The sequence below is a fragment of the Candidatus Nitrosocosmicus sp. FF01 genome, assembly GCF_047711275.1.
Lineage (GTDB): Archaea > Thermoproteota > Nitrososphaeria > Nitrososphaerales > Nitrososphaeraceae > Nitrosocosmicus.
Window position 1 is genome coordinate 737,246 of the sequence record NZ_JBLNIG010000001.1, and the last position, 25,679, is coordinate 762,924.

At 35.4% G+C, this 25,679-nt stretch carries 27 protein-coding genes and 1 tRNA gene; 12 read left to right on the forward strand and 16 right to left on the reverse strand.

Annotated features, from left to right (window positions below; translation table 11 throughout):
- Positions 1-132 precede the first annotated feature (132 nt).
- Positions 133-1,392 carry a Glu/Leu/Phe/Val family dehydrogenase gene (locus ACMT7R_RS04005; RefSeq protein ID WP_415310145.1) on the reverse strand — a complete coding sequence of 420 codons (1,260 nt, stop codon included), beginning with the start codon at positions 1,390-1,392 and terminating at the stop codon, positions 133-135.
- Positions 1,393-1,642: 250 nt separating this feature from the next.
- Here ACMT7R_RS04005 and ACMT7R_RS04010 point away from each other — a divergent pair, with 250 nt between their 5' ends.
- Complete coding sequence (locus tag ACMT7R_RS04010; RefSeq protein ID WP_415310147.1) at positions 1,643-1,801, forward strand: hypothetical protein; 159 nt, start codon at positions 1,643-1,645, stop codon at positions 1,799-1,801.
- A gap of 127 nt (positions 1,802-1,928) precedes the next feature.
- Positions 1,929-2,270 carry a hypothetical protein gene (locus ACMT7R_RS04015; protein WP_415310149.1) on the forward strand — a complete coding sequence of 114 codons (342 nt, stop codon included), beginning with the start codon at positions 1,929-1,931 and terminating at the stop codon, positions 2,268-2,270.
- A gap of 36 nt (positions 2,271-2,306) precedes the next feature.
- Here ACMT7R_RS04015 and ACMT7R_RS04020 read toward each other — a convergent pair whose 3' ends face one another.
- The 4 genes from ACMT7R_RS04020 to ACMT7R_RS04035 all read right to left on the reverse strand — a co-directional run bounded on the left by ACMT7R_RS04020 (position 2,307) and on the right by ACMT7R_RS04035 (position 6,129).
- Positions 2,307-3,275 carry a phosphatase PAP2 family protein gene (locus ACMT7R_RS04020; protein WP_415310151.1) on the reverse strand — a complete coding sequence of 323 codons (969 nt, stop codon included), beginning with the start codon at positions 3,273-3,275 and terminating at the stop codon, positions 2,307-2,309.
- Positions 3,276-3,353: 78 nt separating this feature from the next.
- Entirely contained in the window at positions 3,354-3,782 is a 429-nt protein-coding gene (gene sufU / locus ACMT7R_RS04025; RefSeq protein WP_415310153.1) for a Fe-S cluster assembly sulfur transfer protein SufU, read from the reverse strand.
- Positions 3,779-5,029, reverse strand: a complete 1,251-nt coding sequence (locus ACMT7R_RS04030) for a cysteine desulfurase (protein WP_415310154.1) — start codon at positions 5,027-5,029, stop codon at positions 3,779-3,781. Before ACMT7R_RS04030 ends, sufU begins: the two co-directional genes overlap by 4 nt.
- A gap of 95 nt (positions 5,030-5,124) precedes the next feature.
- Positions 5,125-6,129, reverse strand: coding sequence for an ABC transporter ATP-binding protein (locus tag ACMT7R_RS04035; RefSeq protein ID WP_415310156.1), 1,005 nt, complete (start codon positions 6,127-6,129; stop codon positions 5,125-5,127).
- Between the two features lie 201 nt (positions 6,130-6,330).
- On the opposite strand from ACMT7R_RS04035, the gene ACMT7R_RS04040 reads away from it, so the two are divergent.
- The 3 genes from ACMT7R_RS04040 (at position 6,331) to aspS (ending at position 8,617) form a co-directional block, all read left to right on the forward strand.
- A complete protein-coding gene (locus ACMT7R_RS04040; RefSeq protein WP_415310157.1) occupies positions 6,331-6,594 on the forward strand; it encodes a DUF3892 domain-containing protein in 264 nt (87 codons plus the stop codon).
- Between the two features lie 124 nt (positions 6,595-6,718).
- Entirely contained in the window at positions 6,719-7,234 is a 516-nt protein-coding gene (locus tag ACMT7R_RS04045) for a transcription elongation factor NusA (RefSeq protein ID WP_415310159.1), read from the forward strand.
- Between the two features lie 57 nt (positions 7,235-7,291).
- Complete coding sequence (gene aspS, locus ACMT7R_RS04050; RefSeq protein WP_415310161.1) at positions 7,292-8,617, forward strand: aspartate--tRNA(Asn) ligase; 1,326 nt, start codon at positions 7,292-7,294, stop codon at positions 8,615-8,617.
- Here the strand turns inward: aspS and ACMT7R_RS04055 are convergent.
- Positions 8,607-9,041: a Mov34/MPN/PAD-1 family protein gene (locus ACMT7R_RS04055; protein WP_415310163.1), complete on the reverse strand. Its 435-nt coding sequence runs from the start codon at positions 9,039-9,041 to the stop codon at positions 8,607-8,609. The two genes, aspS and ACMT7R_RS04055, sit on opposite strands and share 11 nt — an antisense overlap.
- A gap of 90 nt (positions 9,042-9,131) precedes the next feature.
- Between ACMT7R_RS04055 and ACMT7R_RS04060 the strand changes: the two genes are divergently transcribed.
- The gene (locus tag ACMT7R_RS04060; protein WP_415310165.1) at positions 9,132-9,932 is read left to right on the forward strand and encodes a hypothetical protein; all 801 of its coding nucleotides are present in this window, start codon (positions 9,132-9,134) and stop codon (positions 9,930-9,932) included.
- Between the two features lie 80 nt (positions 9,933-10,012).
- Here ACMT7R_RS04060 and ACMT7R_RS04065 read toward each other — a convergent pair whose 3' ends face one another.
- A complete protein-coding gene (locus ACMT7R_RS04065) occupies positions 10,013-10,303 on the reverse strand; it encodes a hypothetical protein (RefSeq protein ID WP_415310166.1) in 291 nt (96 codons plus the stop codon).
- Positions 10,304-10,319: 16 nt separating this feature from the next.
- Here ACMT7R_RS04065 and ACMT7R_RS04070 point away from each other — a divergent pair, with 16 nt between their 5' ends.
- The gene (locus ACMT7R_RS04070; protein ID WP_415310167.1) at positions 10,320-10,565 is read left to right on the forward strand and encodes a hypothetical protein; all 246 of its coding nucleotides are present in this window, start codon (positions 10,320-10,322) and stop codon (positions 10,563-10,565) included.
- 199 nt (positions 10,566-10,764) lie between these two features.
- On the opposite strand, the gene ACMT7R_RS04075 is transcribed toward ACMT7R_RS04070, so the two are convergent.
- The 5 genes from ACMT7R_RS04075 to ACMT7R_RS04095 form a co-directional block, all read right to left on the reverse strand.
- Positions 10,765-10,932, reverse strand: coding sequence for a hypothetical protein (locus ACMT7R_RS04075; protein ID WP_415310168.1), 168 nt, complete (start codon positions 10,930-10,932; stop codon positions 10,765-10,767).
- 223 nt (positions 10,933-11,155) lie between these two features.
- Positions 11,156-11,467, reverse strand: coding sequence for a hypothetical protein (locus tag ACMT7R_RS04080; RefSeq protein ID WP_415310169.1), 312 nt, complete (start codon positions 11,465-11,467; stop codon positions 11,156-11,158).
- 952 nt (positions 11,468-12,419) lie between these two features.
- Complete coding sequence (locus ACMT7R_RS04085; RefSeq protein WP_415310171.1) at positions 12,420-14,123, reverse strand: PQQ-binding-like beta-propeller repeat protein; 1,704 nt, start codon at positions 14,121-14,123, stop codon at positions 12,420-12,422.
- A 549-nt stretch (positions 14,124-14,672) separates the two neighbouring features.
- Positions 14,673-14,927, reverse strand: a complete 255-nt coding sequence (locus ACMT7R_RS04090; RefSeq protein WP_415310173.1) for a hypothetical protein — start codon at positions 14,925-14,927, stop codon at positions 14,673-14,675.
- Positions 14,928-15,860: 933 nt separating this feature from the next.
- Positions 15,861-15,952, reverse strand: a tRNA-Ala gene (locus ACMT7R_RS04095).
- A gap of 105 nt (positions 15,953-16,057) precedes the next feature.
- On the opposite strand from ACMT7R_RS04095, the gene ACMT7R_RS04100 reads away from it, so the two are divergent.
- From ACMT7R_RS04100 to ACMT7R_RS04110, 3 genes are read left to right on the forward strand one after another with little or no spacing between them, the layout of a single operon-like run.
- Positions 16,058-16,906, forward strand: coding sequence for a sulfurtransferase (locus ACMT7R_RS04100; RefSeq protein WP_415310174.1), 849 nt, complete (start codon positions 16,058-16,060; stop codon positions 16,904-16,906).
- Positions 16,907-16,922: 16 nt separating this feature from the next.
- Positions 16,923-17,255 carry a hypothetical protein gene (locus ACMT7R_RS04105; RefSeq protein WP_415310176.1) on the forward strand — a complete coding sequence of 111 codons (333 nt, stop codon included), beginning with the start codon at positions 16,923-16,925 and terminating at the stop codon, positions 17,253-17,255.
- Between the two features lie 56 nt (positions 17,256-17,311).
- Positions 17,312-18,358 (forward strand): ferredoxin family protein, encoded by a 1,047-nt coding sequence (locus ACMT7R_RS04110; protein ID WP_415310177.1) that lies wholly within the window; start codon positions 17,312-17,314, stop codon positions 18,356-18,358.
- A gap of 18 nt (positions 18,359-18,376) precedes the next feature.
- Here ACMT7R_RS04110 and ACMT7R_RS04115 read toward each other — a convergent pair whose 3' ends face one another.
- The 3 genes from ACMT7R_RS04115 to ACMT7R_RS04125 all read right to left on the reverse strand — a co-directional run bounded on the left by ACMT7R_RS04115 (position 18,377) and on the right by ACMT7R_RS04125 (position 21,893).
- Positions 18,377-19,105, reverse strand: coding sequence for an adenylate/guanylate cyclase domain-containing protein (locus ACMT7R_RS04115; RefSeq protein ID WP_415310179.1), 729 nt, complete (start codon positions 19,103-19,105; stop codon positions 18,377-18,379).
- Positions 19,106-19,616: 511 nt separating this feature from the next.
- Positions 19,617-21,296, reverse strand: coding sequence for an acetolactate synthase large subunit (locus tag ACMT7R_RS04120; protein WP_415310181.1), 1,680 nt, complete (start codon positions 21,294-21,296; stop codon positions 19,617-19,619).
- A gap of 222 nt (positions 21,297-21,518) precedes the next feature.
- Positions 21,519-21,893, reverse strand: coding sequence for a hypothetical protein (locus ACMT7R_RS04125; protein WP_415310183.1), 375 nt, complete (start codon positions 21,891-21,893; stop codon positions 21,519-21,521).
- 508 nt (positions 21,894-22,401) lie between these two features.
- Between ACMT7R_RS04125 and ACMT7R_RS04130 the strand changes: the two genes are divergently transcribed.
- The gene (locus ACMT7R_RS04130) at positions 22,402-23,766 is read left to right on the forward strand and encodes a peptidylprolyl isomerase (RefSeq protein ID WP_415310184.1); all 1,365 of its coding nucleotides are present in this window, start codon (positions 22,402-22,404) and stop codon (positions 23,764-23,766) included.
- 436 nt (positions 23,767-24,202) lie between these two features.
- On the opposite strand, the gene ACMT7R_RS04135 is transcribed toward ACMT7R_RS04130, so the two are convergent.
- Positions 24,203-24,334: a hypothetical protein gene (locus ACMT7R_RS04135; protein WP_415310186.1), complete on the reverse strand. Its 132-nt coding sequence runs from the start codon at positions 24,332-24,334 to the stop codon at positions 24,203-24,205.
- Positions 24,335-24,420: 86 nt separating this feature from the next.
- On the opposite strand from ACMT7R_RS04135, the gene ACMT7R_RS04140 reads away from it, so the two are divergent.
- Positions 24,421-25,542 carry a hypothetical protein gene (locus ACMT7R_RS04140; RefSeq protein WP_415310187.1) on the forward strand — a complete coding sequence of 374 codons (1,122 nt, stop codon included), beginning with the start codon at positions 24,421-24,423 and terminating at the stop codon, positions 25,540-25,542.
- The last annotated feature ends 137 nt before the right edge of the window (positions 25,543-25,679 follow it).

Sequence of the window (25,679 nt, forward strand, 5' to 3'; positions counted from 1 at the left end):
AATACTCTTTTTTAAAATAAGGTTTAAAATATCGTTACGGCGATATTAACGCCTTGTTCTTTTGTGAAAGTTATCTTATCTAAAAACCTGAATATAAAAAATTTATATAAAAAGAATTTTGCTTTGTCTTAGTTATGGCCAAATTCCTCTCAGCCTTGTGGCTTCTGCTACTCTATTTACAGCCAATGCAATGCTTGCAGTACGCATATTTGTATTGTAAGACAAATGTGCATCATAGACTTCCTTAAAAGCCCTAGTCATAATGGTATCTAATCTATCGTTTACGTCTCTTTCCGTCCAATACTCTCTACTTAGATTCTGAAGCCATTCAAAGTATGATACGGTAACTCCACCGCTATTTGCCAAAACATCAGGAATTACTAGTACTCCATTATCATAGAGAATTTGGTCAGCTTCAGGAGTGGTAGGACCATTTGCAGCTTCGGCTACTATCTTTGTGTTTATCTTGGAAGCATTTTCTTTTGTAATCTGATTTTCTAGAGCTGCAGGTATCAAAATAGTGCATTCAGTAGTCAATAATTCTTCATTGGATATCTCTGTTGAACCCGGAAATCCTTTGATTGATTTGGTCTCCTTTTTGAATTTTATTAGTTCATTTACCAAAAATCCATTCTTGTTAATAATTGCTCCCTGAGTGTCAGATACTGCTATTATCTTTGCTCCTTGTTCTTCGACAAGCTGTGCTGCAAATTGGCCTGCATTACCAAAACCTTGTACGACTACAGTGGCATCATTCATCGAAATGTTCTTTTGCTTTGATGCTTCTCTTACTGTAAAGGAGAGTCCTCTGCCTGTTGCTTCATTTCGACCAAGGGAACCACCAACTGGTATGGGTTTTCCTGTAATCACTCCAGGCTGACCAAAGTTTCCCTTCAGTGCAGAATAGGTGTCCATAATCCATGCCATTTCTTGGCCTCCGGTATATACGTCTGGTGCTGGTATATCCGTGTAAGGACCTATAATATCTGATATTGCGTATGCATATCTCCTAGTAAGCCTTTCTAATTCATTTTTTGACATTTTCTTTGGGTCGCAGATGATTCCTCCTTTGCCACCACCTAATGGGATTCCAGCTATGGCACATTTCCAAGTCATCCACATAGACAGTGCCATAACTTCCTCGATACTGACCTGAGGATGATACCTTATTCCGCCTTTAAATGGGCCTCTGGCGTCATTATGCTGAGATCTAAATCCTGTGAATACTTCAATACTTCCATCATCCATCTGTACCGGAAGTGATACTGTAAGTACACGCTTAGGTTTGGCCAGAATCTTGTGTATACCTTTGTCTAAGTTTAAAATTCTTGCAGTTTCGTCAAGTTGCTTTAATGCCATTTGATAGGGATTATCTTTATTGTCAATTGACATGTTATAATAACAGGGAAAAATTTTGATATATTTAAGTTTAATCAATAAATTGGTTTCAAATATCTGAATCCATTGCACAGATGGATTTAATCAAGCAATATCCGGATTCTATTGAACTTTTTATAGGTTGTGCTATGAAAATATTAAAAAAGATATTGCTAGTAGTAAATGACGAATTTCATTGTAAGACTAATATTTTCTACAAGATTTAGACGTTCATTATTTATTCCTTCAACTTTAGGAAATATGTATGGGTTCAAAAAAACCTGAAAAAAAACCAAGTGAAAAAAAAGATGAGTCAGCTGCGCTTAACGAAATCAAGAAATTAGAATCATCTGTCAAGTCCATGTCAAGTAATCTGACTAAACTAAAGTCATTGTTTAAGAAAAAAAGCGAGGTCCAAAAATAAATAGTCATTATTTTCAGGAAATTACGAAACACAATCAGACCTGTGGATCGATCCTTCCCTTCAGGTCTAAATCTGCTTTGTTAAAATCTATATAATAAATATAGTCTAGTTACAAAGTGTATTTTAATTGGTAAATGCGCAAACGCTAAAAACTTTTAAAACAGATTTCACAGTCAAAGTAACTAACTTCGAAGAGATACCAAAAATATCAAAGAAATTATTGGAGCACTATACAAAATGCTATTCGAATCATAATTTTACTTTTAGGATTCTTCTACCAAGGGCTGCTGATTCACAAAAAGTAAATAATAACTCAAAAAAAATGGGCATGTATTTGCAAAATGAACTTTTGTCTGGACTCAGGTCCTCCAAATTAAAACCTAACATCAAAGAATTTCGGTACGTTCATGATGCTGATTATTACGGATGGATATTATTCGATCCTTCATTTTCTAATCATTTCGAATAAGATTTGGCATAAACAATCCGCAGATGTTCTCAAACATCATACCTGATTTTGTTTGTAGCTTTTGTCTATATCTTCTTTTTTTTCATTCTTTGAGATGATAGTCGCTCTTGTAGCCTTGTCTTTAACTTCTCTCTTCAGTTTTTGCCGCTCTCCTTCTACCAGTTTCCTGTCTTGTTGCCCTTCGTTTAGTCCCCGGATAACTTTCGTATCTTGTCCTACCTGTTCTTCCTCCTCCTTTACTTCCTTCACGTACTCTTCCTCATCTTGTCCTACTTCTTCCTCTTCTTCTTTTGTCACATTTGCGTCCTGACTCTCTGCAGAATTTTTCAGGGTCTGGGTATTAGCCTTTAGTCCCTTTACAATCAATACAGCAACTATTAGTCCAAATAGGTATCCGCCAATCAAATCCATCAAATTATGTTGAAACAAATACAATTTTGTAAAGCCTATTAGAACCGGAAATGAAATCATGAAGGCAAGGCCGAATTTGTATGAATATCGATAAGAAAGACCTCCTATTATGAACCCAAATGCTGCAGCCGATGCAATGTGATTGGACGGATACGAATAACCTTGGGCCAGCGGCATAAAGCTATCTCGCTCGAGGGTAAATTTTTCAGGCAAAGAGACTAACGGTACAAAAGTCTCCTGCGGATGTTCGACACCAAATAGTGGTTTGATGTAAGTTACCAGAATTGTTATTGCAACAAGAGAAATTAATAGTATCATTCCAAACCGTCTTGTTCGCTTAATAATCGTCAGAACAAATCCTGCTATGATTAGGTTGATAGTATCAGAAGTTGTTGTAATGATGATTAAAATTAAGTCTAGTGTTTCATTTTGTATAGTATCGAAGTACGCTGTAATAGAATTATCTAAATTATTGGTTATTCCCGATAACGCTATTGTACTAACTATAACAAATGAAATAATCAGAAAAAAAACAAGTGATATCTTCGCATTCCAAAATGGGTTGGCCGTGTCTTTGTAGATTTGTGTATTCATGAGAAGAATCTAGGTAGTTGTTATGATCGTTTACCACAAATAATTTGTAATTTAATATTCATTAAGGAAAAAAATGAATCAAAAGACCTTTGATTGATCTTTCATCTCGTCAGCTGAAGATGGGTCCTTGTCTACGTAATACTTTACCATTCCTAATTTCAATACCTTTAACGACAACAAAGCACATTTTATTCTCGCTGGACCCAAATTCGTCAGGCCAATATTCTCTAATATGTCATCTTTTGTGATTTCTTTGATTGTCGTTAGTGGTTTGTTTGAAACCATTTCTGTCAACATCGAAGCACTAGCTTGGCTGATGGCACATCCCCTTCCATCGAATTTAATATCTTTAATAATTTCATCTTCAACTTTCAGGTCAATAGAAATTTCATCTCCACACAGTGGATTACTATCATTAATCCTGATATCGGGCTCTTCAATTTTACCCTTGTTCCTTGGGTTTCTATAGTGGTCGAGAATCATTTCTCGATAAATATCTTCGCTCATATGTTAAATATCCTCCTAGCATGATTTAAAGCCTCTATCAATATATCAATTTCCTCATTTGTGTTATAAATATAGATGCTAGCCCTAGAAGAGGCAACAATGTCTAATTTTTCCATTAGAACTTGAGCACAGTGATGGCCAGACCTGATAGCGACTCCATAATCATTTAGTATTGTAGCGCAATCGTGAGGGTGTATTCCTTCCATATTAAATGAGACCAGTCCTCCTCTATCTTTGGCATTTTTGGGACCGTAAATTGTAGTGGATTTGATATTCTGAATCTTGTCCAGCAAATAAGTCGTCATTTTGTGCTCATGTTCGCGCACATTTTCCATTCCTATTCTATTGAGATAATCGATAGCAGCGCTAAACCCGATGACATCAGCTATATTTGGTGTCCCGCCTTCGAATCTATAGGGCAAATCGTTAAAAATGGTATTTTCCTTGTGAACCTCCTTTATCATATCGCCGCCTAAAATAAATGGCTTCATATCCTCCAAAATTTCCTTTTTGACGTAAAGAACTCCTACACCTGTGGGACCAAGCATCTTATGGGCTGAGAAAGCAAGAAAGTCGCAGTCAGTTTGTTGAACATCTGTTTTCATATGTGGAACAGACTGGGCTCCGTCCAAAAGGACTGGGATCTCTTTCTCATGTGCCAATTTTATAATTTCTCTTGCAGGAAAAATTGTGCCCAAAACATTAGACATTTCACTTAGGGCGATCATTTTGGTTTTCCCTCCACCCTTTTGTGAAATCAATACCTCCAAATCTTCTAGACTGATGTATCCATCATCATCAACTTCTAGATATTTGACTTTTGCACCTTTGTTATGACACAGAGTTTGCCAGGGTACGATATTGCTATGGTGCTCATACTCTGTAAGGATTACTTTGTTGCCCTTCTTGATGTTTGAATTTCCCCACGTATAAGCGACCAAGTTTATGGATTCAGTAGTATTTCTTGTAAAAATTATTTCTTCTGGGTATCTTGCATTGATGAATTTTCGGATTTTTTCTCTGGTATTTTCATATTCTTGTGTTGCTTCTTCTGCGATTTGGTACACTGCTCGGTGAATATTCGAATTATATTCTGAATAGTATCTACTAATAGAGTCGATAACTTCTTTGGGTTTTTGAGTGGTAGCTGCATTATCTAAATACACCAGCCTCTTTCCATCATTTAACTTTCTATTTAATATGGGAAAGTCTTGTCTAATCTTATAGACATCGAGAAGAGCTTGCATAAACAAGTATACTTCTCTAATTTAAGATATAAACTTAATATCAAATATAACCAAGATTGCTCTTCTCACATAGAGGAGTTTAACATATAATTTGGTTATTCATACAACCAACACTTCACCATGTTGTCTTCGACGTAAAAGTCTGGAGGATCAAGATCGCACTTGTCAAAAGCCTTTGGACATCTATATCTAAATCTGCAGCCTCTATCTACATTTGCCAAATCTGGAGGATTCCCCTTAATGAACCGTATGTTTTTCTCCGTAGAATTAATCTTGGGGATTGACTGAATTAAAGCCTGAGTGTAGGGGTGTAATGGCTTTTTAAAAACGGAGGCGACATCAGATATTTCAACTGCCTGACCCGCATACATAATAATCAACTTATCGACCAAATTTGGTATCAAAGACATGTCATGGGTAATTATTATGATTTTCATCTTGTTTTCTCTCTTTAATTTTTTTAGTAACTGCAAAATTTGTGCTTGTGTCACCACATCCAAAGCAGTTGTTGGTTCATCTGCGATTAGGATCGTAGGGTCTGCTAGTAGCGCATTGGCTATGCCTATTCTTTGCTTCATTCCACCGCTTAGTTCATGGGGATACTTGTTTAATACATAACTAGGGTCCAGCCCTACATCTTGTAATGCATTTTTGATAATCTGGTTATGCTTATCTCTGGGCAGATCCCTTCGATGGGTGGCCAAAATTTCTCTCATCTGATTTTTAATTGTAAAGACAGGGTCCAGGCTGTTCATCGAACCTTGAAAGACCATTGATATTTTTTTCCATCGATACTTGAAATCAAATTCTTTCTTTGGAATTTTCAAAAGATCGGTGCTTTCATACAAAACAGTTCCCGATTCAACCAAGCCGTTTTCTGGAAGCGATCGCATGATTCCATATCCAACTGTGCTCTTTCCAGATCCAGATTCCCCTATAATACCGATACCTTCAGCATCGTTAATTATAAAAGACATTTGATCAACTGCGACAACAGTTCTAGATCTGGTCTTGTAAGAAATAGATAAATCTCTAATTATCACTTTATCAGATGACGTCTCACTAACCTGATCATTATTTTCTTTAAATTTTTTTCTCATCTTAAATTACGTTTTAACCCATATTAGTAGTCGCAGTAGCATACTATATCTATAGCATATACTTTCTCAGATGATAATTTTGTTTCGGCTACTGAGAACTGGATAATAATGGTAACAAAAACAATCAGATAGTTGCATATAAGTTTCATTATTTAAGGTTTTAATTTGGACCATATTCTTAATATATATTGAAGGAAGGCAATGACATCAGAATACATTATTTCATGTGTAAAGAAAAATGCCCAAGGAATTATTGAGAAAGTTGGGATAGATGGAGAAATATTTGATGTTAAAACAATCTCTGAAAAAATCTTGAAACGAGAAAATGCTTACTATACCATTGTGATGGGAATAAGGTTAAGGGTTTTTGTACTGCGAGATCCAATAACTAATGAACCATACCTGACAACTACCACCAACAAAAAGTTGCCAAATAACTTGAATTTCTTACCAAAATGCAAATGAAAACAGGGTATAAAAATTTTTTACACAATTTGGTTTAACTGTTAATTTATTTTTTTATGGGGTAATTAAATCTGAATGTCGCAAAATCAAAGATATTTAAGTGCATTTATTTTTAAAATTTAAGGTGGTACTTAAGACTCCTATTTGTACTTTTGATGCTAAAACAGGTATTTTGTGCAATTTATGTGAAAATAAGCTTGAATCAGGTGAAATAACACAAGCTGATGTAGATAGTTCGATTATTCTTTCTAAACTGGCTCAAAAAGATCCATTAATAAACAAAATGACGCTTGTTTCTGCCATAGAGATTGAAAAAGAACAGGTATTGCTCTTAAAGAACTCTGATGTCAGATTAATTCGCTCAAATGACAATCTCTCTAAAATAATTAACAATGCATTTGGCAAGTCTGTATGGATAATTGAATCCGATTCAAACGATCGTAGATTTTTAGAGAACTTGTTTCATCCAATACATCTGGAAAGTGTAAATTTCGTTTGGTTACCAGATGATAGTAAGCTAACCAGAATCGTTATTGAAAAATCGGCGTTTGCTAAAATTGATAAAAACAAACTTGAAACCATAAAAAAAATATCAATGGCCGTTAGAAAAATTGACCTTATAATTGAATCCGATGGTTAGAGTTTTTTTCGTCTATAGGTAATTTAATTAAAAGGTTGTTGATTCTTTTCTTTTGTTATGACTTCTACGACCCACAACAGGATGAATAATTTTTCACGAACACACTATGCGTCACAGATTACAAAGGAGAATATTGGTTTTGAGGTTATTGTGGCAGGATGGATTGAAGATTTTAGGGACATAGGAAAACTTGGATTCATAATGTTAAGGGATGTATCCGGATTGGTTCAAACCGTATTGAAAGGAGAACATTTGCAAAAGGCGCGCAATATTCCTAGACAGAGTAATGTTTTAATTATTGGAATAGTTCAAGATACAAAGTCAAAAAATTTTCCAATCGAGTTGAGTGTAAGCGAAATAATTGTGCTTTCAGAGGCATCACTGAGCTTGCCTATTGATCCTACAGGTAGAGTTGAATCAAATCTTGACACTCGGCTTGATAGCAGGGCCCTTGACCTTCGGAACCCCAAGGTGCTAAACATTTTTGTGCTTCGTTCTGGAATACTTCGCGTAATTCGGGATTTTTTCTCAGAACAAAATTTTATTGAAGTAAATACACCAAAAATTATTGGAAGCGCAAGCGAGGGAGGCTCTAATCTCTTTTCATTTGATTATTTTAAGAGGAAAGGATATCTTGCACAAAGTCCCCAGTTATATAAAGAGCAATTGGTACTCTCTTTAGACCGAGTATTTGAGATTGCTCCGTATTTTCGAGCTGAAAATTCCCACACCTTAAGACATCTAAACGAATTTCAAAGTGTGGATATGGAGGCTGCTTATCTTGATTATACAGCTGTGATGGATCTGGTAGAAGATCTGATCAAAAGAATCCTTAACTTTACTAAAGATTCGGGGCGAGTGGAAATAGAAAATCCCTTACTTGAGCAAAAAACATTTGAGGAGTTAATCAATAAACCGTTTCCTAGAATTAGATATGAAGATTGTATAACTGAGCTAAAAAAACTGGGTGAGAAAGTCGAATTTGGTGAAGATCTTTCAGATGCTTCGCTAAAAAGACTTGGTGAAAGGTTCGACAAATTCTTTTTTATACTTGATTGGCCACTGGATTTAAAGCCATTTTACATCCATGAGAAGGAAGATGATCCGAAAATCTCCAAATCCTTTGATCTACAGTTTGGTTATTTGGAGTTAGTTTCAGGGGGTACTAGACAACATGACGTGTCGAAACTCAAAAAGCGGTTAGAGGTGCAGGGTCTTTCGCACCAGAGTTTTAAAGATCATTTAAGGGTTTTTGAATGGGGGATGCCACCTCATTCAGGTTGTGGCCTTGGTTTGGATAGATTACTCATGGTGTTAGCGGGTGTAAATAACATAAGAGAAACTGTTCTGTATCCAAGGGATACGACTCGTATCAGTCCCTGACTTTAATTTCGATCTCACTAATCATATTGTTTTCGTTACCATTTTTTTGGTCCTCAGAAATAAAACATCGCATTTCATTTGTCGTAGTTGATTTTATGATCCAAGGAACAGGGTTTATCTTCATATAGACTTTATCTGTTTCCGAAGGAAACGGCAAGGATGGGTGTGAATGAAATATTCCAATGACTGACATATTTTTATCATCGGCCAATTTGTATATTTCAAAAAGCCTATTATCATCTATTGTAAACCGTATCTCAGAAGATTCTTCATTTTGAGTTGGTATTATTTCTTGAACAAAATATTGGCCCTTGTCGCATTTTCCTAACAGGATAGCACAGGATTCAAAAGGACGGCTATCTTTAACCAATTGATCTAGAAATGACAGGTGCGTTTGATTAACAATCATTGATCGATTGTCCATATTTTCAATCTGGCTTTAATATTTAATAAATTATTGACGACCTGAAATAAAGAAAGTATTAATTATGCCATTACCACCCTTAACATATTCATGACAGACTGGGACTTGCTTATGCCTGGAGCTGGATTAACAACTGTTGGAGCAGTTGGTGTGACTGTTGCTTTATCTGGAATTGCAAAGACCTTTATGGATGGTATGCATGCTGTATCAATTTTATGTATGTTTTTTGGTTTGATCTTTTTAACTGCAGGGTTATTTAAGGATGGATTTCCTACTTCAAAAAAGGCAAAGACTGCTGCAGGAATTATCCTCATTTTGTTTATCAGTGCTGGAATTATCGGCGCCGTACAAGTAAGCACAAAGGTCCCATCCATTTTTCAGTATATGGCTATTGTTCTTACAATTAGCATTCCTTCGATTATCATAATAATTGCTTCATATAAAAAAATGGCACATTTTATGAAAATATCCGCGGCCTGTGTGATTGTCATGGTCGTAGGTTCGGGAATTTTGATTTCTACAATTTGGATGGGTGACACAGCTACTGCAAGTACCGACGGTGAGAATAACGCAACTTCTACCGAAGAAGCTACCATTCCTAAAGTAGTTAATACCACTATAGTTCCGGCTACAATACCTGCAGGAGCATCTGGCCAAGGTAATCCAAGTTATGAGCCGGCGATTATAGAAGCAAAGAAAGGTGAAGCAATAGAATGGACGAATTTAGATAATGTTCCACATACGGTTACTAGTTTTGCAGATGATGGCAAGTCTTTTGATTCATCTTTAATAATGACGAACGAAAAATATGTACTTGATACTTCAACTCTATCCGAATCAGAGTACGAGTTACTTTTGTACTTTACATCCATTCATGAAGGCAAACTTTAAGCTAGGATGATAATATCTATTATATTTATCCTGAGCAACTAACTTGTGAAAAACTAAAAAATTTTGGTATTTTCCAAGTTTTAGGACTTGGAAAAAATCTTTTTGAGAGAAGAAAACATTGGGCCCTTTTCACTTGGAGCGTTTTCCTCAAAGCATTGCGGACACACTACTCTCAAACTTTCAGGTCTATTATCTTTTTTTGATCCAAGATGAATAAAATTAGGTGAATTGGTACCTGATAATTTTTTTGAGCAATTCTGACATCTGTATTTTGCTCTTTCCAGAACAATTTGCTTTATGGCTAGCGTTAATTCCTTGTATTTGTCTCGTTTTTTACTATTGTTGCCGGCTGCATTTCCAAAGAACGACAATGATCTTTTTATTTGATTGTCTCACATAAATCCTTTCGCCAATGTAAATTATATAACAGAATACAGCAATCTGGTACGAACGTTGGCCGAAAGTAAGGAAGATGAAAATTTAGAAACTGAGACGGTTGTGTGTATTTTTTGTGGTACAAAGTTGCATGAAAGCCAAGCGTGGGCTCATATAGACGGAGATGCCAATTTAGGGGTGAAAAAAATAGAATACTTTTGTAGCCAGGAACACAAGTACGAATTCTTCAACTCTTAAAAAAAATTAAAAGTAAAAAAGAGACTAAAAACCGCCACCGACATCAAAAACAAAATTTACGTAAAAGATATACAGGAAAGATGGCTCCGAGGGATAACATTTTTTAATCATCAATTTCATAAAAAATTTTCTTCATTGCCAAATATTTTTTTCTGGTAGTTATTATTAAAGTTCTTTGTTTGCAACAACCCTGTCGGAATCAAAATTTTTCTACCAGTTCAATATGGCATTCATGACCTCTGTGTTCTTTATCTATAATTTTGGCTTCCTCGTCAGTTATAGGAAACCTTTCATTGTCTAGATGTTTAGAATCCTTTTCTAATAATACGACTTTACATTTGTCGCAAATTAATTGTTGCACCTTCATGATAATACAGATATTTTTGAATTTTTTAAACCTTTGTAGAATAAGAATTCAACATTACAATCACTGACGATTTCAAGTATTTTTGGCAGAATGCTTTGGTGGTTTGTCGAGCATAATACTATTATAGTTTCTGACTATCGCGAAGAGTTGATTATTTTAATCAGTTGGATAATACACCTCAAACCAAATAACCCAGCTGAGCTAAAATTGGTAGAAGTAGAATTTAATAGGGATTTAGGAGCTCAAATGGACCTTCATATTGAATCAAACATAATGATCTCTCCTCGCAGACAAAAATATTTGATACGGATTCATTTACACAATTCGCACTATCTTTGCAATGATTGTTTTGATTGTTGAGCTGTTCGAAAGATTGATTTTCGCATTTTGCACTATCTTTGCAGTGATTATTCTGATAATTATCTTGATTAATGTCCTTTGCTTCGTTTGCCTGACTCTCAAGACCTGTACTACCCGACTCGTCAAACAACTCTGAAGAATCAATTTTATCTGCAAATATATAATTAGTATTCATAACAAGAAACAATGTAATCATAGTAATTAGACTAAGAATAATAATATTGTTCATAATCAAAGTTACTTTGCTTTTTTGATTTATTTATAATTCTTAAGACGCTTTTGTACATTTAGCATAAGGTCTTATTCTAAAATGTTTTACTAGATAATAGCACACTAGTATTTTATAATAGAAAATTAAAGCTATATAAATATGTAAGATGCTAATTCGGATCTCCTGCCTCTCAATTTTTTAAATTTGTCGGATCAGTGGTCATCGATGATGATGCTTAATATCTACTTGAATAGTTAAAGGGTCGATAGATAAATTTTCATTGCAAAAAGACCCATAGTATATCAATCAGTATATTCAATTTAGATGGTATTGTTAGTTTCACAAATATTTGAGCCGATTTTTGGTATACTCGTTTAAATTAGAATTTAGCTGTCGCAAGATAACCCGACTATTCTTTTTGGAATTTGGCTGTATTTATAACAACAAATTACTTTAATAATGTGGTCGATTACGTGGGTATGTCAAAAAAAGAGAGGGGAGGCTGCTTTGACTCAAATACACATGGATGTTGGAATGCAAGCTTTGTCAATGATTTTTATTTGCAATACGCTCTAATATCATGTATTGTTGGAGAAATTGTTCGTCAATGGGAGGGTAGGTTAATTTGCCTTCTGCTAAGAAAATATGTATAGTTTGCGAGAAAAATATTGATATTACTAGGGGAAACGAAATCAAAAGATGCTTTTACTGTAACAATACTATCTGCAACAAACACTATAGCGATTGCAGAATTTGCTCTAATCTAATATGTGAGAACGAAGTTAGAAAATGTGACTATTGCGCTTCTGAACAATGCAAAACTTGCACGATAAAGTACAAGAACAACAAGTCAAACACGATTCTTTTGTGTTGTTTGCATTGCTCCGCTGAAGAAAAGGAACATGCAAAGTCTCTATCACTTTAGTCCAAACGCTACTATGGAGCCGCCGATTTCTTCTTCTTCATCTTCATCATCATTATTGTCGCCATCTACATTCACTTTCTCCGTTGGTATGAATAGCATCTCATTTCCTATAGAAGGACCTACAGGAGAAATCGATGCATCGACATTGTATTCCCAAAGCTTTTCCCCAGTATCTTTATCCAAAGCCAAAACTATACCATTTCTTTCATTATTCCCAAATTCTATGTAACCCGTGTAAAGTATTTCGTTTGAGATCATGGGCGAAACCCGGGGGGGATATTCTGTATCAATCTTCCATTTTACATTTCCGTTCTTTAGCTCGATAGCATAAATAGTTCCGTTCACCAAACCTTGTTCAATCGATTCATCTGGGGCTTCCTTATGTCCACTTATTCCGTCAGTAAAAAAGTTCAACCCTCTATTGGTTGATGTTATGTAGAGAGTATCGTTATCGACTGCGTGAAAATTATATACACCATGCGACCAAGTCATACCTGTTCCTTCGGGAGAAGGTAACTTTTCTGTCCCTATTTGCTTGCCTAGAGTAGTCCACCAAATTTCTTTTCCTGAAATAGCGTCCATGGCAATAAGATTACCTGCTTTGTCATGTCCTATTACTACTTTTTTTACTGTTCCATTGTCGAATCTCACATTACTGACACTGCTTCCCCAAGATGCATCCCAATCGTGACTATCGGGTACATCTATATCCAGCACTGTGCCATGAGCGATAAACGGAGTCGCCCAGATGATGTTGCCGGAAGGAATATCTACGGCTACCATGTGGTTTGAATATAGATTTGGAGTCAGTCTTGTAGATGCGTTAAAATTAGGAGAGGCACTTCCTAAGGGAATATATGCGATACCAGTATCAGGATCAATTGAACCCCCTGACCAGGCCGTGGCTCCTCCATTGGGTGGATTTTTTTCATCATCTACCCACTCGCCGGCTGTAGTGTCTATATTCCAAATTATATACCCGGTTGTCTTGTTCAGAGCGGTAATGTTACCTTTAACATACCCTTCACCAGGTGGTAATCCACTACCTCCTGAACCTGCAAGGACATAGTCTTTCCATAAAAGTGGAGGGGAATTAATAGCATATCCCAGGCTTGTATCGCCTAACGCAGGTGATTCCCAGATGATTTCTCCATTTTCAGCGTCGATAGAGATAATTTTTGCTTCTGTTCCTACCGTTGCATAAATAGCACCATTAGAATAATACAATCCCATCGTTGGGCCTCCTCCTGTTTCTAACTTCCAATTGATATCTCCATTTGTGGTATCAAAGGAAATAATATTACCAATGTAATCTTGAAAATAGCCGGTGTTTCCAACGATTATTGGAGGCTCTTGAATTTCAAATGTATTATTTAACCGCCATTTAACCTCCAAGTTGTCGATATTCGATTTTCCTATTTCAGTCTGATTGCTATTACGGGTCCCCAATATATCGTGATTGACAAAAATCCAATTGTTTTTATTTTCGGCTTCCATTCCTGTCTCAAAGGTTTCTAACCCTGCGGCATTATTGTTTAAACTATCATTTGATGTAATTACCGTACTAGAACTTGGTTGATCCGATGATGCCAATGATGAAGATAATGGTGAAGACAACTGACCACTGGATGATTCATCTGTAGAAGAAAAAACGTGTTGAAAATTACTTGAACCAAGAAAAATAACCAAAGTCAATGAACAAAAAATAAACAGAAATTTAAATAAAAAAAAATTAGTAATCAGCATACCTTCCTATATTAAAGCAAGACTAACTGGGATAAAATTCTTTTTTTCGCTTACTTTTTTTGGCGATATGGTGCTAAAAATTTTCCTGAGAAATCAGAATACGAAAAATTGCAAACCATTGAATCAGTGACATGATTCTGATTACATTTGCCTTGTCTATTGAGATTGTTACTATATTCATTACATCCATAAAATATTACAAGTTACATTTTCAAATTAATTTAAGAAAAGTTATCTCGGAACTCTAAGTGAATGTAGACAACATCTGAGCTAATTTTTATTGTCCTTTTCCGATAATCAAGAGATGCATAATACTGTTAATAGTAGCGATTTCTACAAGATATAACTTATTATATCTCTATGAATTGATGCTAAATTAGAAAATGAATTGATGCTAAATTAGAAAATGATACTTGTAGAAAAATTCTTTCTAGTCAGAGGTGTTTCCCAGGTTGCTTAAAAGAGTATGTAAATCTAACTCAATAGTATTTGACAAACTTAGGGATATATTAACAATAGATGAGTCGAGTTGTTTAGGATGAAATATTTTTGAATTGCAGAATCAAGCAAGTCAAATAAATGTGTAAAATTATTGTGAAGAGTCAACGTACTGTTGTCGTCGTGGTAAATTGTCATGTCGGAAAACAGCTTGTGCGCGATCTGAACAAATGCGTTACTATTCTGATATCTCAACATAGCCGTTATAGAATTGTTTGTAATCCCTTCTTGATATTCCGTATCGGCAGTATCCAATAGATCAACAATTACAAAGATTTCAAATGTTGTATCATTTTGAAAATAATTGGGGGTCGCTTCACTTAATGCTTATTTGAGAATGGAATTACTTTCTACCACCTGGCCTACATACTCATCATACGTAGACTTCTTGGGAAGATCAGGAAGCCTCGGAAGTTTTGAATAAAGTGTATCTGAAAGCGATCTGTTTATTTTTGAATTGTAAGTTGAGGCTCAATTATTGATTGGATATATTTACTCGTTGGGGTGACCAGCAAGTGAGACAGTCAATGTTTCATTTCCATAAAGTCTGTTCGTTACCGGAGGATTCAGATGTCCATAAATCTGGTCGATTTTTAAAGTAAAATTGACTAGTGGTGAGTATTGAAGATCAAATATGTTACTAATTAGACGCCTATTGGACACATTCGTTGTATTAAGTGACTGTCAGTTTGATGCCTGAAATATCAACAAAGGGGAAGTTGAAATTAAAACACATATAATAGGAAATGAAGCAAAAATGAAGAATCGTCGAGTTTTATTTACTAAAAAAGGATAGTTAGTGTGTACAGATGCCCTTCTCTACTTTTTGTATCTACACGTGTTGTGGTTTATCTAGCCCGAGAATAAAGAATATCGCACATTTCCTTATGGGAACTAGTCTTTACTTTTCCACGCAACTATGACCCAATTTGTCGGATTTCATTAAAAAGATTGGCAATGCTAATATGGCATTTGAGTTTCTTTGTGTCAATGTTTTTGGGGGGAGGGATCAAGGAAAGCGAATTATCAAATCATATTCTCATGTCGCATAATGTTTTATTTTTTATCCCGAGCTTGAGAGCCAGATCTCATTGAATGGTCTCAGCATGTATGATATTTGTTTTTTATATGTGGCTATTTGTACAAGTTTCTGATTGTAGGCTGACAATTCTATTGCTGGTATGAGGATGGACCGGGTGGGATTTGAACCCACGACCACCTACGTATCCTCTGCCTATGGCATGCAAGGCAGGTATTCTACCAGTCTAAACTACCGGCCCTTTTTGGTTGTTTTATTCAAACATATTTCACGTACTATTTTATTGTTTTTAACCAGATGGCAAGTTTGACAAATATATTATATACTCAAAGCCGGTAATTTACTTATGACCAAACAATATGCCAATCAAAATGTCTTATGTGAAACAGACTGGGTAAGTAATAATCTAAAAAATAATGAAATCAAAATTCTGGAAGTGGACTATGATGTTGAGAATGCCTACAAGGAAGGGCATATCCCAAATGCGCATATGGTATGGTGGAAAAGAGATATCAATGATCCGTCTACCCGAGATATCATTAACAAAAAACAATTTGAAAATTTAATGTCGCGCCTTGGGGTTCAAAAAAATGACGAATTGATTCTATATGGAGATTTCAATAATTGGTTCGCTGCATTTGCTTTCTGGGTCTTCAAATACTTTGGACACGAAAAAATCAAAATCATGAATGGAGGCAGAAAGAAATGGGAATCTGAGGGCAGGCCGTATACAAAAGAAGAGCCTGTCGCTAACCCCAGCAATTACATCGCCTCTGCTCCTGATGAGGGTATAAGAGCATACCTTGATGATGTTAAACGATCTCTTCAGAAACAAGAAGTGGGATTGGTTGATGTTCGCTCTGCTAAAGAATTCAAGGGAGAAATAACTGCCCCTCCAGAATATCCAATGGAGCATGCACAAAGGGGTGGCCACATACCTGGTGCTAAAAATATCCCGTGGATACAGGCTCTAAACGAAGATGGGACATTCAAAACTGCAGATGAGCTAGAAAAATTATATGCAGGAAATGACATTTCTCCAGATAAACACATAATATGCTATTGCAGAATAGGTGAGCGTTCATCACACACATGGTTTGTATTAAAGTATTTGTTAGGGTATCCATCGGTTAAAAACTACGATGGTTCATGGACAGAATGGGGTAACATGATTGGAAATCCAATTGAAAAATAGAAAGGGTTAATATGCTTTGAACGATAATCTGCCTGTTAAGCCGGTTATGGAACCTTCCCCGATTAAGAAAGCAAGATTCTATTTTATTTATGAAAACAGGAATTTTTATGAATTAGTAGACAAGACAAAACGGGGTTTAGAAATAAAAGACAAGTTCACGGACGAGCAAACCGGTATTGAATCTGTCAGGGGTATGATTTATGACTTGGAAGGGAGGGGCCACAGAGTAACAATAAGGTGGTTATATCCGAAGTCACGATACAACCTCAACTATGTGATTGAAGATGCAGAAAAAATGGAGAAAAGATATAGGGAAATAAGAGAAATGACTTGTCCAGACGACATTTAGAATCTAGAAAGGATCACATAAGTTTTAATATCCTACTGTAAGAGTAATTTTATTCTATGTCTCTCTTGCTATCAGATAAAGTCTGGATAATGCTTTCTGAAGTTGCAAAAAGAGGAATTTATCCAACTCATGGTGCAAAGCTTGGAATATTCAGGTTGCCTGTAGAATTGTTTGGCCAATCTGAGATAAGTGGTTTAATGAACGAGCTGAAAAAACTCGGGTACACCTTAGATACCTATGCAGATAGAATATTTGTCACATCAAAATGGGTTGAAGAGGGATTTGATATTTTTTCAAATAAAAAAGAGTCAGCAGAACTTGATGTTACTGTTGAAATAGTTACCGGTGAGGTATTAGATATAATTTATCAAATTAGGCCAATAGAGAATTTTGGTGATTTTTACTGGATAAAAAATTACAGGCAAAAGGCCGATCATAGAGCAAAAATAATTATCGATAATATAATAAGAAACACAAAGATAGGCCAAAAGTTAATTTCTTACTATCAAAAGATTCAAAAGTTAAGCCAAGAAGATGCAATAAAAAGGTTGGAAGAGATTACTCCACTGGCCAATCAGACACGTGATCTCAAAGAAGACCAAAAATCATTGTCTGCGACATCAACTGTAGTTTCAAATGGTAAACCTGGTGTCGACAGTTCTGTAGAAAACCAGTCTGCATTATCATTAGCATCTGTCCCAACACCTCCCACCCCTGTAGCTGTTCCATTATCAGAGAATACTACTCTGCAATTAACAGGTACGGGTACAGACCATCAAGCTGCTGAAGGCCCAATAGATACAGGTTTCAAATCCACAAGACAGCCTGTGGGTAAATTTCAAGGCATCCAAGTTTGGGGCCCGTATGATGCACCAGGACAGCTTGGGATATGGGGTACAGACGTTTGTGTTGATTTTGACATATGTGTGTCAGATGGCGCTTGCATAGATGCATGTCCTGTCAACGTTTATGAATGGCTAGATACACCGGGTCATCCCGCTTCAGAAAGAAAACCATTTATGATAAGAGAGAAGGATTGTATATTCTGTCTAGCATGCGAAAATGTGTGCCCTCCTCAAGCAATAAAAATATTCAAGAAATAAATTTACAGATTTATAATTTTAATTTTTGATATACTTGTATATGTGGTATTTTAGGTTGTTGTTATACTTCATTACTGAATTCCATTTATTATGGTGATCATAAAGGGCAAGAAAATTTTCTTTCTTACCCTGATCTAAATTATTGTAGATATTTTCTCCCACAATAATTTCGTCAGGATAAGCCATTGATGTAATTTTAGAGGCTATGCTTATGCTAAAACCAATCAAATCAATGTGAGCATGTTCGATATTCCTGCCATATAATAAGACCAATGCTGATCCATATTCTATCCCTATTTTAACAGCTATTTCCTGAAAACAATTTTTTTGGAATACGGGGTTAATCCCTTTCTTTATTACTTTCCTAATATACCTCGCACAGTCCAATGAGTTCATTATTGCTTTTGTAGGATTATAATCCGAAGGAAAAAGGGCAATTACGGCATCACCAACAAATTTCAAAACATAACCCCCAAATTTTACTATCGAAAGACTAACCTCTTGTGAGAATATTTGAATTATAATCGACAAACTAAGTGGAGAGATATCATGAGACATCTGTGTAGATCCGACAATATCGATATACATGACGACAACTTTCGCATTTGAATTAACTTTTCTTTGTAGATATTTTCTGCATGAATCAGTAGAAAGATCTATTAACAAACCTTTATTCTCAATACTGTGAGACACCCTATCCTGTACACTTTTGAAAATATCGTATTCCTCAGAGTCAAGATTGGGCAATTGCAATTTGTATTAGTCTGACGTGATTTATACTTTTAATACTTACCAAGCAAAGAGGGGTTCGAATGTTCTACCGACTGAATTTATTTCTGTTTGAAAGATTTAGACTTTACTATGAAATTAGAACCGACAGTTGATGAGATTAAGATGATACTCTGAGTTAACCTCTAATGGGTTTTATGTTGCCTCTTTTATTTTTGACAACTGGACTTAACTTATTACTTCTTTTCCAGGATTGCAGACTTTGAGTTTCTTTGATCCTAGTATCTCGTTGGGACCATATTATAATCATAAAACGAGGGTCAAATGCCGCCGATAGGAAAGGAAAAAAGTTAATTGCACTCTAAATAGATATTTATGATATAAATAGAACTGTTGATCCGCATCTGACCCCTCAAAATAGACTTTTTCCTATTTATTAGTAACCAGTATTCAAATCTAAACCTGGTCCGATGAAGAGCCATTATAATAATGAATATTAGCACATTTTGCTAAATCCTCAGGTAGGATACTAACTGGAGGTAGTATTCATTTCAAAAAGTAACTTATTTCTGGACGCATCGATATCAATTGCTATAATAACTGGTTTTTTTGACGACATTTTTGCTTTATGAAAAATAGTTTTAAAGTCAGCAGTCCGTACAATCTTGTAACCTATAGCTCCAAAACTTTCTGCTAGCTTGACAAAATCCGGATTCTGGAATCGGGTAAATACGCTTTTGCCTAATTCCAATTTTTGCTTTGTAGATATCACTCCCAGGTCATAGTCACACCAAACGATAACAATTATTGGTAACTCTAACCTTACTGCAGTCTCTAATTCTTGTACATTCATGAGAAACCCTCCATCCCCACACATTGCAACAACTTTTTTTGAAGGATAAGCTAACTGGGCACCTATAGCTCCTGGAAGTGCAAAACCCATGGAACAAAATCCATTAGATATCAAACACGTATTTGGCTCAAATGTCCTATACACCTTTGCGATCCACAGTTTATGCGCCCCGACATCAGAGAGTAGGATGTCGCTTGATGAAAGCGATTCTCGAACATCATGAATCAATTTTTCTGGCTTTATGGGATAAGTGTTGTCGTATTGAAACTTGTCGATTCTACTCTCTACCTCATCTCTAATTTTTTTGAAAACTTTGATTAATCTCTTAGTTTCTTTATGCTTACTTTGTTGTATATTATACCCTGGATTTAATCTATTAAGAGAATCCATCAAGGAATTAATACTAAGTTCAATATTCCCGTATATTTCTAGATCCGGATCATAGAAATTGTCAGTTTCTGCTGTCGTGAAATCAAAATGAATTATCTTCTTCAAAGGAATTGATCCATTCCAATTACGAGGGCTATATTCTACCAAATCGTATCCTATTGTGATAATAAGATCTGCTAACTTTAATGCGCGTAGAGCAAAATCGGATTCTTTTATACCAATGGTTCCCAAGTGAGTCGGAGTTTTGTCAGATACTACACCTTTACCCATAAAGGTATTTACCGAATATATGCCAGTGGCATCTAGAAACTCTCTAATGGCATCGGATGATCGATTTCTAATACAACCATTACCAATCAATACAACTGGTGCCCTAGCATTGATTATCATTTTTGCAGCCTCAACAAGATTTAGAGTTGATAAATTGGAACTATCTCTTCTTCTCTTATTTAATGGTTTTAGTAAACTTTTTGATTTAGCAACATCAACTGGGAGTTCTAGATGAGTCGCACCTTTCTTCTCCTCCAGTGCAATTTTGAATGCTCTTCTCACAATCTCGGGAATCCCATCAGCATCTCTTATCGACCAAGTCCACTTGGTTATAGGGGTAAACATAGTGACAGGATCCATATTCTGGTGAGATTCTTTATGCATTTGATTAGTAAAGGTCTGACCGGTAATAGCCAGAATCGGAGACCTGTCCATATTTGCATTGGCAACTCCAGTTGCTAGATTGGTAGCCCCAGGACCCAATGTAGCAAGACAAACTCCAACTTTATTTGTGAGTCTTCCGTATACATCGGCCATAAATGCAGCTGCTTGTTCGTGCCTTACCAAAATAAATTTAATTCTTTTTGATTCTGATATTGATAACACAAGGTCATTTGTTTCCTCCCCAGGTATTCCAAATACATATTCCACTTCTTCAGACTCAAGGCATTTTACAAAAAGATCTGAGGCTTTCACCCAAATTGGAAGGATATGATCGTTAATAAAGGTATTAAGATGACTCTAGTCTTTAGTGGAAATTCTTATTTGAAAGAAAAATCACAAACTTAAGATCATTTCGAATCACTCAAATCAATTCATAATTTCTCGTTTCTCAATTCATGCATTGATGGGTTGAATAGTCAAATTATCCGACCCAAAAACTGAGTCGGATATTTTTTTTGTCTTGATGAACATTCCTTACCAGGGGGTTTTGCCATTATTCAAAATGAAGTTATTGTAGTACTTTGCTTTTGAATTTACATCATACGCTTGCCAGAGCCAGAATATGATATAAATGATTCCTACGGGAATAAAAAGAATGGTTAATGCCAAGATAATCCAACCTACTATCAATAGAATTATTCCTTTACCTATTTTTCCGATGTACATATGACCAATTCCATTGAAGCCTAAAATCCCTGCTATTAATGCAATTATAATTGCTGTACCTGGATTCTTGGTTTGTGAAGCCATGGTAACCGCCGATGCATTATTTTGTGGTTTTCCGCACACAGGACAGAAAGAAGAATTCTCAGATGGTAAATTTCCTCCACAATTTCTGCAGTACACCATATATATGCTCAATATCTCAACTAAAATAATATAAACATATTTTCAATTCAAGGCATAATTAAAGATCGATTTTGAAGAAAACTAGCATCAAAGATAGTTCATTTATCTATTTAGAATTGATGTAAAACCCTTTACGTACCTATTTCAAAAGATAAACATGCAGCTTTATTTTCCTGTTTTTTGCCTCAAACTATTTACGAATGATTTATCTGATTGATCAATAACCAACTCAACAACGTAACATGTTATAACTTGCAGAACAACATAATTTTATGACCAACAAAACTTGATCCGTCAATCAAATTCTTGTACTGGCAGAAAAAGCTATCAAACCACTCTGCTTCCCAATTAGGGTTCAAAGTATTGCCAAATTTTTTAACTATCTTCAGAATTTATTGAACTGTCGTTTACTTACATTTCAAATTCAAAGACAAGAATATCTCGGATTTAGTCATTTAAATATAATTAATGATCATTTTTATATTTCATCCTGGAGAAGAGCCTCTATATGAAATTAATATCCTGTATTTTATTAATCCTGTTGGGAATTTCTGGTATTTTCTCGATAGATTATTTGGAGAGTATATACTCTCAAGAATCTCCGAATGGTACGGACTCGTTAGCTGATATATCTTCTAATTTTTCGTTTATGTTAGAACCAAATATTTCAAATGATGGCGAATTTTCAGATCAAAATTTAAAACCTTCAATGAACAACTCAACCCTAAACGACCTGGCATTGCTTGAAGATCAATTAAAACTGGCACAGGACAAAATTGAATTAGCAGGTTTGCAAAACAAAGACTGGAAAAATTATACAAGCGATTCTTTGGGACTTTCTCTGGAATATCCGGAAGATGTCCTAATTCAGAAAGAAGGCAAGGAAACTAGATTTGACCCATATAGAGAACTTAAAATAGGAAATATTGAGAAGGATGGTTTCAGCATAAGCCCAAGTAATTACGGGAAAAATTCAACATCTCTTATGAATGTGGTTGAACTTGCAAAGGAGTCTCACTTGAATATGAGGTTGAATAATTCATACTTGATGCTGGTCGATGATGTTACGCCAATTTTGGTCAAAGGAGACCCTGGATATTCCTACCTAATATCTCTCATTGATGAAGGCTTGGAAAAATCATTATTCGTTTCAAATAACACATTTTTGCATCATGATAACAATGTTTATAGATTCGTTTTCGTAACAAAAACAAATCAGTATAATGAGACAAATGCAATATATAATCATGTCCTCAATTCCTTATCTTGGATATCCGATAACGGATCTTCTATACAACAAAATTTGACAGTTCAAGCAAAACCGAATATCAAAGATAACCAATCTCAAGATGTGGAAACTAATCTAACTTCTATTCCGACAATTAACAATACTGCAACTATCCAAACAACTCAAGGTCCGATAAAAATCGAGTTTTACCCGGATGTAGCTCCAAATCACGTGAAGAATTTTCAAGACCTTGCCAGCAAGGGATTTTATGATGGAATAGTATTTCATAGAATAGTTCCCGGATTCGTAATTCAAGCAGGAGACCCAAATACAAAAAATGATAGCATTAGTAGAGAAACTTGGGGAACTGGAGGACCGGGATATTCAATCGACGAGGAATTCAACAACATCTCTCATGAAAGAGGAGTAGTGTCCATGGCAAGAATGCCAGATCCCAATAGTGCTGGATCACAGTTTTTTATAGTTGTCAACGATTCAAAATTCCTTGATGAACAATATACCGTATTTGGAAAGGTGCTAGAAGGCATGGACACTGTAGACAAGATTGCTAACGTTTCTATAAATACTATGGGTCAACCTATAAACAAGGATTTAGTTAGAATAGAGAATGTGACCACTGAATAGCATTAGTAATAAATTGACATTTTTACATTTTAATTGTTTTTTTTGCACTTCCATGCCTTTGCACAAATGCACTGTCAAGAGGAGTACATCGCTAGTAACAAAGCCTTTCCTTCAGAAAACTAGAATAGAGTGTTCAAAGTATGTGATTTTGTAGGCAAAGGAATAGATTTCAGATTTAGAAAGGAATGTTACAATAAAAGTACCTAAATTGCTTCTATATGTGGAAACCACTATTTTTTTGCGGTACACAGCATGCAGTTGAATTGATGATATTACCGGATCAAATCAATTAATTTGGATAATGTTATTCGATGAAATTCATTAAACTTCATAAGTTGATTACTTGAATTTATTTTCCGATTCTAAATGGAAAACACAATGATTTATGTAATTTATATCGAATAAGAATTGTATCATGCGATGCGATAGACTTGTTTTAATCGAATTGAGCTTCGATTGCTTTAGATGTTGGGAAAACCATTTTGTCAAATGATGCCGAATTAATTGGGACAGCGTGGTACTCTTCGGAAGTCTTAAATCGAAGCATTTCTTGAGCTCTTACAATCATTGCTCATCTGAGCATGAATTCTCGTAGAAATTCTACTATAAGAATATATGATAATGTTTTAAACATTCATTTCCCAGTTTCATATATTGATAAAAAATATTGATAGATGTAGATATATTTATTTTAATACCGTAAATGGAAAAATATTTAGATCTATTGTCAATATTCTTACGATTTTTGTTCTCCTAACTACTCTTTTAGTAGGGTCGACCGCCTCAAGTTGGAATGTTTATGGACAACCCAATGAAACAGATTCACAAAGCGAAAATGTCGTCAAAATTATCCCAAATACTACAGGTGAACAAAACAATGAAGATACAGATGGACAATTGACTTTAGGAAACGGTTCTGCAGAAAATGATTCTGAGAATACTAGTGAGAGTCAAATCACAACAGCAGAGTCAAATACCCAGATAGTGGCTGATAAATCCCAGCCAGATGGGGACTGTTTGTTTGATCCATCTTTACCAAAGTGCGCTCCAGATAATAACGGTAACTGCCCTGAAGGCTTTGGTACGAATGAGGATGAACAGTGTTTCCCTTATCATGATAAATGTCCTTCAGGATATCATAGTCATGAAGATGATGAAAGTGGAAAGTGTATTCCTGATAGTGTTCCCTGTGATCCAGGTTACATTATGAGTCCTGATTTTCCTTCTTGTGAATATAAAGAATTTATATGTCAGAAACACCCTGATCTGAAGGAATGTAAGGAAGAGGACAATACTTCTACTAATGCTTACAGTTCAGGATATAACCATGGATGTTCTGATGCAAAAATATCTGATTCTTCTAAAAGATACATAGATCAACCAGGCAAGGGAGCCGGTTATCATACTCCAGAATTTATGAGCGGGTATAACAATGGATTTGAATCTTGTTTTAGCGGGAGCAATCAGCAGACTTCAAATTCAAAGGGAACTTTCAAAGTCATTGTTCAAGTAACAAACCAGTTAGCCGAGGATACATATGGCGGGGTCACTATAAACGTGGGTAACTATCCAGACAACATATTCAAACCCGTATATGGTCTGTATTTTCCGGCAGGAAAAACCACTACACAGACATTTACATTCAAATCAAGCGATGTACCAGTTGGGACTGAGTTTGAAGTAAACCTTGACTATGGCGATGATTACAATCAGTACATTTTTGGGATAAACACTCCCGCAAAAAAACCCGAGATTGTGCAGTTTTTTATACTATGACGATACGCTAAAGTATCTTAACTTGATTGGAAATCAAATTCTTTTGAATATTTTTCAACTTTCAAAAGATTGACTTTTTTGTCAAAGTAAATATATGAACAGTTAAAATTTTATAAATTATCGCTTTGTAAGATGTT

Bases quoted from the DNA above. Each gene is read 5' to 3' on its own strand.
- ACMT7R_RS04005 (WP_415310145.1), bottom strand. From the start codon at position 1,392: ATGTCAATTGACAATAAAGATAATCCCTATCAAATGGCATTAAAGCAA.
- ACMT7R_RS04010 (WP_415310147.1), top strand. From the start codon at position 1,643: ATGGGTTCAAAAAAACCTGAAAAAAAACCAAGTGAAAAAAAAGATGAG.
- ACMT7R_RS04020 (WP_415310151.1), bottom strand. From the start codon at position 3,275: ATGAATACACAAATCTACAAAGACACGGCCAACCCATTTTGGAATGCG.
- sufU (WP_415310153.1), bottom strand. From the start codon at position 3,782: ATGAGCGAAGATATTTATCGAGAAATGATTCTCGACCACTATAGAAAC.
- ACMT7R_RS04030 (WP_415310154.1), bottom strand. From the start codon at position 5,029: ATGCAAGCTCTTCTCGATGTCTATAAGATTAGACAAGACTTTCCCATA.
- ACMT7R_RS04035 (WP_415310156.1), bottom strand. From the start codon at position 6,129: ATGAGAAAAAAATTTAAAGAAAATAATGATCAGGTTAGTGAGACGTCA.
- ACMT7R_RS04040 (WP_415310157.1), top strand. From the start codon at position 6,331: ATGACATCAGAATACATTATTTCATGTGTAAAGAAAAATGCCCAAGGA.
- aspS (WP_415310161.1), top strand. From the start codon at position 7,292: ATGACTTCTACGACCCACAACAGGATGAATAATTTTTCACGAACACAC.
- ACMT7R_RS04055 (WP_415310163.1), bottom strand. From the start codon at position 9,041: ATGGACAATCGATCAATGATTGTTAATCAAACGCACCTGTCATTTCTA.
- ACMT7R_RS04060 (WP_415310165.1), top strand. From the start codon at position 9,132: ATGACAGACTGGGACTTGCTTATGCCTGGAGCTGGATTAACAACTGTT.
- ACMT7R_RS04075 (WP_415310168.1), bottom strand. From the start codon at position 10,932: ATGAAGGTGCAACAATTAATTTGCGACAAATGTAAAGTCGTATTATTA.
- ACMT7R_RS04080 (WP_415310169.1), bottom strand. From the start codon at position 11,467: ATGAATACTAATTATATATTTGCAGATAAAATTGATTCTTCAGAGTTG.
- ACMT7R_RS04100 (WP_415310174.1), top strand. From the start codon at position 16,058: ATGACCAAACAATATGCCAATCAAAATGTCTTATGTGAAACAGACTGG.
- ACMT7R_RS04110 (WP_415310177.1), top strand. From the start codon at position 17,312: ATGTCTCTCTTGCTATCAGATAAAGTCTGGATAATGCTTTCTGAAGTT.
- ACMT7R_RS04125 (WP_415310183.1), bottom strand. From the start codon at position 21,893: ATGGTGTACTGCAGAAATTGTGGAGGAAATTTACCATCTGAGAATTCT.
- ACMT7R_RS04130 (WP_415310184.1), top strand. From the start codon at position 22,402: ATGAAATTAATATCCTGTATTTTATTAATCCTGTTGGGAATTTCTGGT.
- ACMT7R_RS04135 (WP_415310186.1), bottom strand. From the start codon at position 24,334: ATGATTGTAAGAGCTCAAGAAATGCTTCGATTTAAGACTTCCGAAGAG.